The 12,889-nt window shown below is 62.9% G+C and carries 11 protein-coding genes and 1 tRNA gene; 2 read left to right on the top strand and 10 right to left on the bottom strand.

Annotation, left to right across the window (positions count from 1 at the left end):
* Positions 1 to 194: 194 nt before the first annotated feature.
* The 7 genes from VFB05_RS03770 to VFB05_RS03800 are packed head-to-tail and all read right to left on the bottom strand — an operon-like array spanning position 195 to position 7,370.
* Entirely contained in the window at positions 195 to 647 is a 453-nt protein-coding gene (locus VFB05_RS03770) for a carbon monoxide dehydrogenase subunit G (protein ID WP_325008947.1), read from the bottom strand.
* A 4-nt stretch (positions 648 to 651) separates the two neighbouring features.
* Complete coding sequence (locus tag VFB05_RS03775) at positions 652 to 1,491, bottom strand: XdhC family protein (RefSeq protein ID WP_325008949.1); 840 nt, start codon at positions 1,489 to 1,491, stop codon at positions 652 to 654.
* 1 nt (position 1,492) lies between these two features.
* Positions 1,493 to 2,704 carry a VWA domain-containing protein gene (locus VFB05_RS03780; protein WP_325008951.1) on the bottom strand — a complete coding sequence of 404 codons (1,212 nt, stop codon included), beginning with the start codon at positions 2,702 to 2,704 and terminating at the stop codon, positions 1,493 to 1,495.
* Entirely contained in the window at positions 2,701 to 3,573 is an 873-nt protein-coding gene (locus VFB05_RS03785) for a MoxR family ATPase (RefSeq protein WP_325008954.1), read from the bottom strand. The genes VFB05_RS03780 and VFB05_RS03785 overlap by 4 nt, the downstream gene beginning before the upstream one ends.
* A complete protein-coding gene (locus VFB05_RS03790) occupies positions 3,573 to 5,996 on the bottom strand; it encodes an aerobic carbon-monoxide dehydrogenase large subunit (RefSeq protein WP_325008957.1) in 2,424 nt (807 codons plus the stop codon). Before VFB05_RS03790 ends, VFB05_RS03785 begins: the two co-directional genes overlap by 1 nt.
* A complete protein-coding gene (locus tag VFB05_RS03795) occupies positions 5,993 to 6,493 on the bottom strand; it encodes a (2Fe-2S)-binding protein (RefSeq protein WP_325008959.1) in 501 nt (166 codons plus the stop codon). The genes VFB05_RS03790 and VFB05_RS03795 overlap by 4 nt, the downstream gene beginning before the upstream one ends.
* A 13-nt stretch (positions 6,494 to 6,506) precedes the next feature.
* Entirely contained in the window at positions 6,507 to 7,370 is an 864-nt protein-coding gene (locus VFB05_RS03800; protein WP_325008961.1) for a xanthine dehydrogenase family protein subunit M, read from the bottom strand.
* Between the two features lie 281 nt (positions 7,371 to 7,651).
* On the opposite strand from VFB05_RS03800, the gene VFB05_RS03805 reads away from it, so the two are divergent.
* Positions 7,652 to 8,764, top strand: coding sequence for a mandelate racemase/muconate lactonizing enzyme family protein (locus tag VFB05_RS03805; RefSeq protein ID WP_325008963.1), 1,113 nt, complete (start codon positions 7,652 to 7,654; stop codon positions 8,762 to 8,764).
* Positions 8,765 to 8,937: 173 nt separating this feature from the next.
* Here VFB05_RS03805 and VFB05_RS03810 read toward each other — a convergent pair whose 3' ends face one another.
* Positions 8,938 to 10,122, bottom strand: a complete 1,185-nt coding sequence (locus VFB05_RS03810) for an MHYT domain-containing protein (RefSeq protein WP_325009160.1) — start codon at positions 10,120 to 10,122, stop codon at positions 8,938 to 8,940.
* 307 nt (positions 10,123 to 10,429) lie between these two features.
* A tRNA-Gln gene (locus VFB05_RS03815) sits at positions 10,430 to 10,504 on the bottom strand.
* 280 nt (positions 10,505 to 10,784) lie between these two features.
* Between VFB05_RS03815 and VFB05_RS03820 the strand changes: the two genes are divergently transcribed.
* Positions 10,785 to 12,563: an acyl-CoA dehydrogenase gene (locus VFB05_RS03820; protein WP_325008965.1), complete on the top strand. Its 1,779-nt coding sequence runs from the start codon at positions 10,785 to 10,787 to the stop codon at positions 12,561 to 12,563.
* Here VFB05_RS03820 and VFB05_RS03825 read toward each other — a convergent pair.
* Complete coding sequence (locus VFB05_RS03825; protein WP_325008967.1) at positions 12,552 to 12,863, bottom strand: copper-binding protein; 312 nt, start codon at positions 12,861 to 12,863, stop codon at positions 12,552 to 12,554. The genes VFB05_RS03820 and VFB05_RS03825 overlap by 12 nt on opposite strands.
* Between the last annotated feature and the right edge of the window lie 26 nt (positions 12,864 to 12,889).

The following is a 12,889-nucleotide window of genomic DNA, read 5'->3' on the forward strand; positions in this document are numbered from 1 at the left end:
GCGAACCGATCGATTGATCATTGGAGAACGCCAATTCAATTCAAGAAAAAGGAAGCCGAGAAGCTCCCAGCATCTTCTTGCGCGGAAGTAAAGCGTTGGCGCCCTGCGGCCGGCCGCCCGGCTGGCTCAGCAAGCGTCTGGTCAGCGGTTTTCAGGGAAATTGACGAGATTCCGCCCCGGAAAGCGCCCGAGGTTCACTCCACTGAGCTGGCAACCAACTCGCTGAAGGAGACAAAGAACTGGCTCGCCAGTTTTTTTGCCGTGGAATCGATCAGCCTGCCGCCGAGTTGGGCGAGCTTTCCGCCAATCTGGGCATCGACTTCGTAGGTGAGCCGCGTGGCGTCCGCGCTTTCGGGTGTCAGCTTGACGGCGGCACCGCCTTTGGCGAAACCGGCAATACCGCCGGAACCTTCTCCGCAGATGCGGTAGCTGTTTGGCGGATCGAGATCGGACAGCGTGACCTTACCGCCGAACGTCGCCTTTACAGGACCGACCTTGAGCACGACGGTTGCAGTCATCTCGTTAGGAGAGGCCATATCCAGCGACTGACAGCCGGGAATACATTGCTTCAGCTTTTCGGGATCGTTGAGCGCGGCCCAAACCTTCTCCTGCGGTGCCGGGATAAGCTGGCTGTCATTCATCTGCATAAAGTCACTTGGCTCCTTGCATGGGGCCGGCGAGGCGTTGGCCGCGTCGGCGTTCGACCGTAATCTCCGCGAGGATCGACATCGCGATTTCCTCGGGCGTGATGCCCCCGAGATCGAGGCCTGCCGGCGCCTTGACGCGATCAATCGCGGCGGAATCGATCCCGGTTGCGACCAGCTTGTCGCGCAGCGCCGCCATCTTGCGCTTGCTGCCGACGAAGGCGTGATAGGGCGCGTCGATCGCAAGCGCTTGCTTGAGCGCAGCCTCATCGCCCTTGCCTTGCGTCGAGACGACCACGAAGCGGCGGGCATTGTTGAGATGGTGAGGTTCGAAGCCATCAACGACAAGGTCGGCATCCGGGACCGTTGCCAGATCGGCAGCGGGCGCGGCAAGCGTCACGTGATAACCGAGCTGACGCGCCTGGGCTGCCAGCGACAGCGCCACGGGGCTTGCGCCGAGAATGACGAGCGAGGGGTGCGGCAAGACCGGCTCCACGAAAATATCCATCGTGCCCTTGCTCGGGCACATGTTCGAGGCGAAGCGTACGCCCTCCTTCGTCTCTCCGGGCTTGACGCCAAGTTCGGCCAGAAGATTTTCCGGCTGCACCGAGACCATGCGCGGCTCGCCGTCGGCGAGCGCCTCCCGCGCCGCCTTCAGCACCGCGCCTTTGGCGCACCCTCCGCCGATCCATCCCGCAACGACGGTGCCGTCGGGCCGAATGATGGCTTTCGCGCCGGCCTTGGCGGCGGTCACCGACACAGTGCGGACTACCGTCGCCAGCACGAAGGCCTGCTCGGTGGCCTTCATCTGCGCGACCAGGTCCATCACCTCGGCATGCGCGCCCATCTCAAAGCCTCGCCAGATAAGGTTCGAGCGCGGTCAGGCTCGCCAGCGTGTTCGCGGGCGCGTAGAGATCGACGTATGGCAGCGCTGCCTTGATACCGCGCGCCTCCGGCGCATAACCCTGCCAGCCCATCATCGGATTGAGCCAGACGATGCGGCGACAGCGGCGGCCGAGCGCCGCCATCTCGCGATCAAGCAACGCAACGTCGCCGGTCTCATAGCCGTCGGAGACGATCATCACGCAGGTGCGCGAATGGATCACGCGTGCGGCATGCCAGCGATTGAACGTCTGCAGGCTCTCTCCGATCCGCGTCCCACCGCCCGCACCCTGCGCCATGATCGAGAGTCGATCGAGCGCGCGGCTGGCGTCTCGCTCTTTCATGGCGTCCGAAACGTGCGCCAACCTCGTGTGGAACAGAAACGCTTCGGCTTCGCGGAACTCGTCGAGCACACCGTGGATAAAGCGCAGAAAGAGGCCGGTATACATGCTCATCGAGCCGGACGCGTCGAGCAGCACCACAAGCCGCAAGGCCTTCTGCTTGCGCTGCCGATTGACAAGCCTGATCGCCACACCGCCGTGGCTGATATTGCCATGAATCGTGCGGCGCAGATCGATCCGATAACCGCGCCGCCGCGCCAGATTGCGCCGGGTCAACCGCGTGCGCATCGCGCGGGCCAATCGCGCTGCGGCGAGATGGGCCTGCGCGATCTGTTCGGGATCGGCCAGGTTGCGGAAATCAGTTTCCGCGAGATTCTCCGCAGCCGAGGCACCCTCCATGCGTCCCTTGCCCGAGCGATCATTGCCGGCGCCGTCGGCGGAGGGAACTTGATCGATCGCTGTGTTGCCGTCGGCGCGAGGTTGAGCAGAGTGACTTGGCAGGTTCTTCAGCGACGGGTTGTTCGCCGCCTTTGCGGCGCCCGATGTGACCGAACGAGATCGCACCCGCTTGCCGAGCCAGAACGCATCGAAAATGCCGTCGAACTTGTCCCAGTCGGTCTTTCGCGCAGAGAGCAGATGTTTGAACGCCGAGCGGAGCAGGCCCGGCCGCGCCGCATAGCCCTCAGTCATAATGACTGCAGCGTCGCGGCTCTCGGCAAGACCGACGGCAAAGCCGTTGTCACGCAAAGTCCGGAGGAACGCCGCGAGCTTGCTTGAAACCAGACGGGACAGCTCGTTGATGTCATCGATATCGGGAGACGCACCGCAGCAACTCATGCGACCCTCCCGAGCAGGCGCGCGCTGACCTCGCGCGTCATCCGCGCCCGGTCTTCCTGCGTCTTGAGCAGGCACATCAGGGTTTCATGCACGGTCTCGGGCGCATCGTGCAGATCCTTGACGTCGAGCCCGACCAATGCTGCCGCCCAATCCAGCGTCTCTGCAACGCCAGGGACCTTGCGCAGCTCCTCTTTTCGGATGCTCTCGACCATCCGCGCGATCTGGAGCGATAATGAAGCCTCTGCTCCATCGATGCGCGCCATGATGATCCGCGTCTCCCGTTCGACGTCGGGATAGTCGACATAATGGTAGAGACACCGCCGTCGCAATGCGTCCGACAGCTCCCGCGTCCCGTTCGACGTGAGCACGACGTGCGGGATTGACGTGGCCTTGATCGTACCGAACTCCGGTATCGAGACCTGAAAATCCGACAATAGCTCCAGCAGAAATGCCTCGAACTCGTCATCCGCGCGATCGATCTCGTCGATCAGAAGCACCGGCGGCTTGTCGCGACGGATCGCGGCAAGCAGCGGCCGCTCCAGCAGATATTTCTCCGAGAAGATCCGGTCCTCGATCGCATCGGCGTCAGTGCCATGATGCGCCTGGATCGAAAGCAGTTGGTGCTGATAGTTCCATTCATACAGTGCGGCGGACTGATCCAGCCCCTCGTAGCATTGCAGGCGGATCAGTTCGGTCGCGTACACCGCGGCAAGCGCCTTGGCCACCTCGGTCTTGCCGACGCCCGCCTCGCCTTCCAGCAGAAGCGGACGCCGCAACAGTTGCATCAGCGAGATCGCGGTCGCCAACTCGCTGTCGGCAACATAGCCGGCCTTGCCGAGCGCTTGTGCGATCTCGTCACGCGTCTTCATCAGGCAGCAAACACGCCGAGGTTCTTCGCGGCCGTCCAGTTGCGCCAGTAGTCATGCGGCATCTGGATGTGCGTACTCCCCAGGAACGAGAACGCGTCGTTGACCGCATTGGAGAAAGCGGGCACGCCGCCGACGTTCGGACTCTCGCCGACGCCTTTCGCGCCGATCGGATGATGCGGCGACGGGGTCACCGTGAAGTCGGTTTCCCAATGAGGCGTCTCCACCGCGGTCGGCATGAAGAAGTCCATGAACGAGCCAGTGACGACGTTGCCCTCAGGGTCGTAGCGGATTTCCTGGCCCATCGCGATCGCGAAGGCTTCCGTCAGTCCACCATGCACCTGGCCTTCGATGATCATCGGGTTGATGCGGGTGCCGCAATCGTCGAGCGCGTAGAATCGCTTGACCTTGTAGACGCCGGTATCGACGTCGATGGTCATCACGCAGATATAGGCGCCGAACGGATAGGTCATGTTGGGCGGGTCGTAATAGCTGACCGCTTCCAGCCCCGGCTCCATGCCGGGTGGCACGGAATTATAAGCGGCCCAGCAAATATCCTTCATCGACATGAATTTCTCCGGCAGACCTTTGACGCGGAAACCATCGATGTCGAATTCGAGATCGTCCTCGTGGACCTCGAGCTTGTAGGCCGCGATCATCTGCGCCTTGGCCTTGATCTTGCGCGCCGCCATGGCGATCGCGGCGCCCGCCACCGGCGTCGAACGCGAGCCATAAGTGCCGAGACCGTAAGGCGCGGTATCGGTGTTGCCCTCCTCGACCATGATGTTGTCGGCAGGAATACCGATCTCGGTGGCGATGATCTGCGCCCACGTGGTCTCGTGTCCCTGGCCCTGGCTCTTGGTGCCCATCCGCGCAATGCCTGCACCCGTCGGGTGCATGCGGATCTCGCAGGAATCGAACATCGCAATCCCGAGAATGTCGCAGTTCTTCGAGGGACCTGCGCCGACGATCTCGGTAAAGAAGGAGACGCCGACGCCCATGATCTCGCGCGTCTCGCCGCGCTTGAAGGCCTCGCGCATCGCCGCCTGCTCCTTGCGGAGCTCGGCATATTTCACCGTCTCCATCGCCTTGCGCATGGCGGTCGCGTAGTTACCGGAGTCATATTCCCAGCCCAGCGCCGAGTGATAGGGAAACTGCTCCGGCTTGATGAAGTTCTTCAACCTTAGCTCGGCCGGGTCCATGCCGAGTTTCTGGGCAAGGATGTCCATCGAACGCTCGATGCAATAGGCCGCCTCCGTGACGCGGAACGAACAGCGATAGGCGACGCCGCCCGGCGCCTTGTTGGTGTAGACGCCGTCGACGGCCAGATGCGCCGTCCGAAAATCATAAGACCCCGTGACGATGTTGAAAAAGCCGGCCGGCCACTTTGACGGATCGGCGCAGGCATCGAACGCGCCGTGATCGGCGAGCACATGAACGCGCAAGCCCGTGACCTTGCCGTCTTTGGTCGCGGCGATTTCGGTCGTCATGTGGTAGTCGCGCGCAAATGAGGTCGCGGTCAGGTTCTCGATCCGGTCCTCGACCCATTTGACCGGCTTGCCGGTGACGATGGATGCGACAGCGGCGCAGATGTAGCCGGGATAAGCGCCGACCTTGTTGCCGAATCCGCCGCCGATGTCGGGCGAGATCACGTGGATCTTCTGTTCCGGCAGTTTCGCAATCAGCGATACCACAGTGCGGATGACGTGCGGCGCCTGGAAGGTGCCCCAGATGGTCAACTCGCCCTTGATCTTGTCGAAGGAGCAGACGCACTGGCAGGTCTCCAGCGGCGACGGATGGGTGCGGTGATAGGAGATCATCTCCTTGATCGTCACCTCGGCCTTGTTGAAGGCCGCATTCGTCAGGTCCTTGTCGCCGACCGTCCACTCGAAGATATGGTTGTGATGCTTGCGCGGACCGTGCGCGCCGCTGGTCTTGCCCGCAAGGTCTTCGCGCAGCACCGGCGCGTCGGCGTCCATCGACTTGAAGGGGTCGATCAGCGGCGGCAGCGGCTCGTATTCCACCCTCACCTTGTTGATGCCGTCATCGGCGGCATAGCGGTCGGTGGCGACGACGAAGGCAACCTCCTGGTTCTGGAACAGAACCTTGCCGTCGGCGAGCACCATCTGCACGTCGCCGGCAAGCGTCGGCATCCAGGCGAGGTTGACGGTCTTCAGCGTCTCCGCGGTGATCACCGCGAGCACGCCGGGCACCTTCAGCGCCTCGGAATCATCGATCGACTTGACGCGCGCATGCGCATGCGGCGAGCGGACGAAATCGCCGTGCAGCATGCCCGGCAACTTGACGTCGTCGACGTAATTGCCCTTGCCTTGCGTGAAGCGGATGTCTTCGACGCGCTTGCGCTTGCAGCCCATGCCTTCGAGGGCGGCGCTGCGTTGTTCCCGCGTGGGAGTCATGTCGTTCATTCTGCGGCCTCCCGGAATTCCACGCCGTTGATCTTGGCGGCGGCGTATTGAATGGCTTTGACGATGTTCTGGTAACCGGTGCACCGGCAGATGTTGCCGGAGATGCCCATCCGGATTTCCTCTTCGGACGGCTGTGGATTTTCCTTCAGCAACCGATGGGCGCGCAGGATCATGCCGGGCGTGCAGAAGCCGCATTGCAGACCATGCATCATTCGGAAGCCTTCCTGCAGGGCCGACAGCGAGCCATCGGCATTGGCCATGCCTTCGATGGTCGTGACATCCGAGCCATTGGCCTGCACCGCGAACATCGTGCAGGATTTGACCGACATGCCGTCGATATCGACGGTGCAGGCGCCGCAATGCGTCGTCTCGCAACCGATATGAGTGCCGGTCATCTGCAGGTTTTCGCGGATGAAGTGCACCAGAAGCGTGCGTGGCTCGACGAGGCCTTCGACCTCAGCCCCGTTCACCTTCATTGTGGTGTGCGTTCTTGCCATGTGATCCCTCCCCTCATGCGGCTTTCGCGGCGGCGCGCTGCAGTGCGCGCGTCACCATGATTCCGCCGACATGCTTGCGGTATTCGACCGGGCCGCGCGCGTCCGCGGCCGGCGCCATGATCGCCTGCGCTGCCGCTGCGGCCTTCTTCAGGCTGGCGGCATCGAGGCTGGTGCCGATCACGGCCTTCGCAGCAGCATCGGCAAGGAGCGGGGTTTCCGACAGATTGGTGAGGCCGATCGCGCAGGTCGCGACCTTGCCGTTCGCCATCGTCAGCACCACCGCGGCTGCGGCGGTCGCATAGTCGCCGACTTTTCGTTTCAGTTTCTCGTAGGCGTAGCCGTGACCGGTTGGGGGATCCGGAATCGCAATCGAGGTCAGGAGCTCGCCGGGCTCGATCGCCGTGAAATAGGCCCCCTGATAATAATCGGCGGCCGCGATCTTGCGAACGCCATTCGGTCCTTCGAGGCGATAGCTCGCGCCCAGCGTCATCATCAGCGCCGGCATGTCGTTGCCGGGATCGCCATTGGCGACATTGCCGCCGATAGTGCCACGGTAACGCACCTGCGGATCGGCGATCAAAAGCGCCGCCTCATGCAGGATGGGAATCGATTTTGCGATTTCGCTGGAGGCGAGCAACTCGTGCTGGGTCGTCATCGCGCCGATGACGACCTTGTTGCCATCGCGGGTGATGCCCTTCAGTCCGGCAACATCATGCAGGTCGATCAGGTGCTCGGGCGTCGCCAGCCGAAGCTTCATCATCGGGACAAGGCTGTGGCCGCCGGCGAGCGGGCGCGCCTCATCGCCCAAGGTCGAAAGCAATTTCACCGCGTCGGCCACCGTGGCAGGCCGGTGGTAACTGAACGGACCAGGGATCATCATCTCCTCCATATCGTCCTGTGTGGCGCTTAACGGCGCGCGGACGTTGGAGGAATGGTCTCGCCGGGCGGACTGTCCGGCAACAGAGGGGGCACGGAAGCGAGAAATTCGCACGAAATGCGGCCGGACGCGCACGAAATGCGTCAGTGTTCGTGCCCAATCAAGTTCGTCGGGTCAGGCCACCCGCATAGGCGCTTGTCACGCCGGCTGGAAGGGGCCTACGTTCGTTGCACGCAAGTCGCTCCCCGCCCCAAAACCCCTCACGCCCAAAAAGAGGCAATATGAAAATAAAGAGGATCCAGGCGCACTATGTGCGCATTCCCTTCGACATGGGAGCGCCGCTGCAGGATATCGGCGGGCTCCGCTTTCCCTCCATGGATCACCTGCTGGTCGAGGTGACGACGGACACCGGCCTCACCGGATGGGGCGAGGGTTTTGGCCATAACATCATCCCTGCGACACAGGCCGCGCTCGCATGCTATGTCGCGCCGTGGTTCATCGGCAAGGATGCGACCGACATCGAGGGACTGCACCGGCAGGCCGCGCAGGCCTTCCACATCTTCGGCCGCAACGGGCCCGTGGTTTATGCCCACTCCGCGATCGACATCGCGCTCTGGGACATCGCGGGCAAGCGCGCCGGTCTGCCACTTTATCAGTTGCTTGGCGGCGCTTCGCGCACGCACGTTCGCGCCTATGCGAGCCTGCTCCGCTATAGCAAGGCGGAGACCGTGGGGCGCATCTGCGCCGAGCGCGTTCGTCAGGGTTTTGAGCACATCAAGCTGCACGAGCACGCGACGGCTGCCGTCATCGCCGCGCGCGACGGTGCGGGTCCCGACACGGCTCTCATGAATGACGTCAACTGCCCCTGGCCGGTGCATGACGCCATCGAAATGGAACGCGCCTATCGCAAGGCCAATCTGTATTGGCTGGAGGAACCCGTCTGGCCGCCGGAAGATCATTCCGGCCTTGCTCAGGTGCGAAGCCGCGCTCAAACGCTCATCGCCGCCGGCGAGAACGCCGCTGGACTCCATGACTTCAGGGATCTCTTCGAAAAAGGCGCCATCGACATCGCGCAGCCGAGTGTCACGAAGGTCGGCGGCGTCACCGTGATGCGCAAGATTGCCGCGTTAGCCGAGGCGCACGCCATCAAGTTTATTCCGCATTGCGCTTATTTCGGTCCGGGCAATCTGGCGTCGATCCATATTGTTGCGTCCCATGGGCCGGATACATTGCTGGAAAACATCTACGCTAACCTGGAGGCTAACCCGTTCGGCGACGCAATGCAGGCACGCAATGGCATGGTGGCCGTTCCGCAATCGGCTGGCCTCGGCGTCGAACCCGACATGGCCGTGGTCGCCAAATATCGCCAAGGACCGGTGTCAGACGTCAAGTGACCGGAAGGACTCCTAGTGTCCCGATTCCGAAGTTCGTCGCATTTTGCGGAGCCACGTTTCGAACTTCGGAATCGAAAGGACACTAGCAAACCTATTGATCTAGTGTGGCTTTGGTTCAGAAGTCCGCATGACGAACCCGCGGCACGAATGATGCGGACTTCTGAACCGCCACACTAGACCGTCCGGTGAGCGAGACCGAGCCGGGCCTTAACTTCGGCGATCTTGGCGCGGCTGACCGGAACCCGATGCGGCGCCGGGCCGTCGAGTTCGATGATCGCGCCATCGCCTTCCTTGCGAACCAGAGCCACGTGCGAAATCGCGATGATATGGCTGCGGTGAACCCGCAAGAACAGGCCGGGATCGAGATGCGCCTCGGCTTCCGAGATCGACCATGGGCACATCCGCTCGCGGGTCCCGTCGTGGATCTTGGTATAATGAGCGTCGGCGCGGACGCTGCGGACAGCGGTGGCCTCGATAAAGTGGGTGCCGTCTGCGCCCTCGACCGGCAGCCGTGGCGCAGGTGCGGCGCGCGGCGGCTGGCCGACGCCGCCGAGCGGGACCGGCCGCAGTTTTGGGGCGGTTGTAGCTGCACTGGCGTCGGCGATCGGCGCGTCGGTCGCCTTCTCGGCAACCGCCGACACCACCTTCCGCGCGTCCGGGACAAGCGACAACAGGAATCCAGCCGCGATCACGAAACAGAACAGTGTCACGACCAGTGACAGGGTCTGTGGCGAGGCAACCAGACTATCCATGTGGTGGTGGTCGCCCGCGGCAAGCGGAACAACCTCCACACCCGCCATTGCGGTGTAGTGCATGCCCGATACCGCAACACCAAAGGCGATGGCGCTGAGCAGCAACTGCACGCCGCCCTGTCGCGCGAGGAACGCTCGCAATCCGCCATAGGCCGCCGCGATCGCAATCACAACCGACAGCGCGACCATCCCCGTCTCATGGGTCATCGTAAAGTTGCCGGCAAGACCATGCATGCCGACATAGTGCATGCTGACAATGCCGAGCCCGAGCAATGTGGCCGACGAAACCACACGCAGCATCGAGGGCGCGCCAACGCTGACGAAGAACAGCGAAATTCCAACGACGAGGACGCAAATCAAAAATGAAATGATCGTTGGCAGAACCATGTAGACGGAGTCGGGTGGAACCGGCGCGGCCAGCATTCCGATGAAATGCATCGTCCAGATACCAATGGCGAGAAAGAATGCCGCACCGGCGAGCAGCAGACGATGACTGGCATCCGGCGTGCCGCGAATACGCGCAGCCAAGCCGAAACCCGTGTAACCTCCCAGGATCGCGATCACCACCGAGAGCGCGACGAGATAGGGATCGTGTCCTTCGAACATGATCTTCTCGGCCATTCGTCGCCACGAATGGCCTCCTCCCGGTGCGAGCTTATACGTTCGCTCGTAAAAATGGCAATCTACCGCGGCGCCAAAATGGCCGCCGAACTGCGCAAGTGAAACTAACTGTGCCAGCGCTGACGAAGCGCCGACATCGTTCTGCAGGCGTGCTCTTCAAGTGAGCCGAAAAGCCATCAGAGCTTTAAAGCAAGCGAACCGCGAGATGCGCAGCGCCGCCGGACAGGCGAGACGAATTCCAGGACATCCAGAAGCGGCTTGGCGAACAGAATTCGTGCTGCTTTGCGCGCGTTGGCTGGGGCGGGAGGATTCGAACCTCCGTATGGTGGAATCAAAATCCACTGCCTTACCACTTGGCGACGCCCCAACGGCCGGAAGACGGGATGGCAGGCGCCCTCCCCGAAGCTTTCGTTCGGCCACGTCGGTCTATAGAGACGGTTGAGCGATTTCAACAGGGTAGAGGCGGAAAATCCGGTTGAATATTACGTCCGGCCGTTGGCCGGCCGGCGTCCTTCAGCGGGAGATTCCGCGCCCCGTTCGCGCCACGAGGAGCCCCTGCCGGCCGCCGCGGAGGGTAAGAGTTGAGAGGCGGATCGTTTCGTGGGAAGACGGCGTCACGCACCCACGCCTAGCGAGGCCCTTAACCCATGACCTATCGCGCGCCGATCACCGACATGCTGCTCGCCCTCAACCATGGCGCCGGGCTCGAGGCCGCCGTGAAGGCCGGCCATTACGGCGATTTCGACGGCGATATTGCCACCGCCGTCCTCGAGGAGGCCGGCAAATTCGCCTCCGATGTGCTGGCCCCGCTGAATCGTGTGGGCGACGAGCACGGCATCAAGCTCAAGGGCTCCGATGTCATCACCGCACCCGGCTGGCCCGACGCCTACAAGCGCTGGACGGCTGCCGGCTGGAACGCGGTTTCGGGGGCGGAAGCGTTCGGCGGCCAGGGCTTGCCGCTTGCCATCAATGCGGTCTGCACCGAAATCTGGAGCGCCTCCAACATCGCCTTCGGCCTCTGCCCGCTGCTGACGCTCAGCGCCATCGAAGCGCTCGATGCCCATGGCAGCGAAGAACTGAAAAAGATCTACCTGGAAAAACTCATCTCGGGCGACTGGCCCGGAACCATGCAGCTCACCGAGCCGCAGGCCGGCTCCGATGTCGGCGCGCTGCGCAGTCGCGCCGAGCGCGCTTCCGACGGCACCTACCGCATCAAGGGCACGAAAATCTTCATCACCTATGGCGATCACGACATGAGCGACAACATCGTTCATTTCGTGCTTGCCCGGCTGCCCGATGCGCCTCCCGGCACCAAGGGCATCTCGCTGTTTCTGATTCCGAAATTCCTGGTCAATGCCGACGGCTCGCTCGGCGCGCGCAACGACATTTATGTCAGCGGCATCGAGCACAAGCTCGGCATGCATGCCGCTCCGACCTGCACCATGACCATGGGCGACAAAGGCGGCGCGATCGGCTACCTGGTCGGCGAGGAAAATCGCGGCATGCAATGCATGTTCACGATGATGAATCAGGCGCGGCTCGGCGTCGGCCTCGAGGGCGTCGGCATCGCCGACCGCGCCTATCAGCAGGCATTGGCCTTTGCACAGGAGCGCCGCCAGGGCCGCGCCGTCGGCAAGCCGGGCACCGAATCCGATCCGATCATCGTGCATCCCGACGTCAAACGCATGCTGATGCAAATGCGCAGCCTGACAGCGGCCGCCCGCACCATCTGCTATGCGACCGCGGTCGCGCTCGATATTTCCGTGCGCGCCAAGGACGCCAAGGTGCGCGCCACCGCCGCCGCGCGTGGCGCGCTGCTGACGCCGATCGCGAAAGCCTTCTCGACCGATATCGGCAATGAAGTCACATCGATCGGCGTGCAGATCCACGGCGGCATGGGCTTCATCGAGGAGACCGGCGCCGCGCAGCACTATCGCGACGCCCGTATCACCCCGATCTACGAGGGCACCAACGGGATCCAGTCGATCGACCTCGTGACGCGCAAGCTCGCAGCCAACGGTGGAGAATCGGCCTGGGCCCTGCTCGACGAACTCAAAGGCATCGTCAAACAGGTTGAAGTCTCCAACGATCCGGCTTTCGGGACCACGGGCGCCAAACTCCGCGATGCGCTGGCCTCGCTGGAGCGCACCAGCCACTGGCTGCTGGAACGGGTAACCTCCTCTCCCAACGAAGCGCTCGCCGGCGCCACACCTTATTTACGGCTGTTCGGCGCAACGCTCGGCGGGTGCATGCTGGCGAACGAGGCGCTGGCCGCACGAAACCTCGGCGAAGCCGACCCGCAGCGTTACGTCACGCTGGCGCGGTTCTTTGCCGAAAACGTCTCGGTGCAGGCGCCGGCGCTCGAGAAGACCGTCACCGATAGCGCTGACGCCGTGAACGGCGCGGACGCAGTCCTATTGGGCTGACGGCGGCTTTCGTTCCAGCTTGGTGATCGTCTTGGCGCCGCCGCTGTCGTTGACAGAATAGCTGACGATATCACCGGCATGCAGCGTCTCCAGCGAGATGCCGTTGCCAACCTTGAATTCCTCGGCCGCGCCGCCGGTATTGGCGCCGACCGTACCGTTTTGCGTCTGCCGGATCGCGACCGTGTTGTTGAGCCGGTTGAGTTGGGTGATGGTTCCGGTGTGCGCCTGCTGGGCCAGAGCCGCCGAACCGAGAACGGCAAACGCGGCTGCGCCGCCCAAAACGACTTTCGCGATCTTCATGGCATTCTCCCTGTTTGGGAAGACGT

It is taken from the genome of Bradyrhizobium sp. (assembly GCF_035652035.1).
Taxonomy (GTDB): Bacteria; Pseudomonadota; Alphaproteobacteria; order Rhizobiales; family Xanthobacteraceae; genus Bradyrhizobium.

Coding starts and splice junctions, on each gene's coding strand:
- VFB05_RS03825 (WP_325008967.1), bottom strand. CDS start 12,863: ATGAAGATCGCGAAAGTCGTTTTGGGCGGCGCAGCCGCGTTTGCCGTT.
- VFB05_RS03795 (WP_325008959.1), bottom strand. CDS start 6,493: ATGGCAAGAACGCACACCACAATGAAGGTGAACGGGGCTGAGGTCGAA.
- VFB05_RS03790 (WP_325008957.1), bottom strand. CDS start 5,996: ATGAACGACATGACTCCCACGCGGGAACAACGCAGCGCCGCCCTCGAA.
- VFB05_RS03785 (WP_325008954.1), bottom strand. CDS start 3,573: ATGAAGACGCGTGACGAGATCGCACAAGCGCTCGGCAAGGCCGGCTAT.
- VFB05_RS03780 (WP_325008951.1), bottom strand. CDS start 2,704: ATGAGTTGCTGCGGTGCGTCTCCCGATATCGATGACATCAACGAGCTG.
- VFB05_RS03810 (WP_325009160.1), bottom strand. CDS start 10,122: ATGTTCGAAGGACACGATCCCTATCTCGTCGCGCTCTCGGTGGTGATC.
- VFB05_RS03805 (WP_325008963.1), top strand. CDS start 7,652: ATGAAAATAAAGAGGATCCAGGCGCACTATGTGCGCATTCCCTTCGAC.
- VFB05_RS03820 (WP_325008965.1), top strand. CDS start 10,785: ATGACCTATCGCGCGCCGATCACCGACATGCTGCTCGCCCTCAACCAT.
- VFB05_RS03770 (WP_325008947.1), bottom strand. CDS start 647: ATGCAGATGAATGACAGCCAGCTTATCCCGGCACCGCAGGAGAAGGTT.
- VFB05_RS03775 (WP_325008949.1), bottom strand. CDS start 1,491: ATGGGCGCGCATGCCGAGGTGATGGACCTGGTCGCGCAGATGAAGGCC.
- VFB05_RS03800 (WP_325008961.1), bottom strand. CDS start 7,370: ATGATCCCTGGTCCGTTCAGTTACCACCGGCCTGCCACGGTGGCCGAC.